Origin of the sequence: Halalkalibacter flavus (assembly GCF_036663575.1) — a bacterium.
Classification (GTDB): domain Bacteria; phylum Bacillota; class Bacilli; order Bacillales; family Bacillaceae_D; genus Halalkalibacter; species Halalkalibacter flavus.
On record NZ_JAWRVK010000460.1, the window covers coordinates 1 to 210 of the forward strand.

Below are 210 nucleotides of genomic sequence, written 5' to 3' on the forward strand. Positions count from 1 at the left end.
CGGCGCTGAAGAGCTTAACGACCGTGTTCGGCATGGGAACGGGTGTGACCTCTTCGCTATCGCCACCAGACTATATAGTTGAAAGAAATGGTTCTCTGAAAACTAGATAATGCTTTTAGAAACGTATCAAGATTCAATTATTGGATAAGTCCTCGACCGATTAGTATCTGTCAGCTCCACGTGTCGCCACGCTTCCACACCAGACCTATC

General features: G+C 46.7%; 1 rRNA gene. It reads right to left on the minus strand.

The features are described from left to right. Nucleotides 1-70, minus strand: a 5S ribosomal RNA gene (gene rrf / locus SAY88_RS25790); the annotation flags it as partial. Between the last annotated feature and the right edge of the window lie 140 nt (nucleotides 71-210).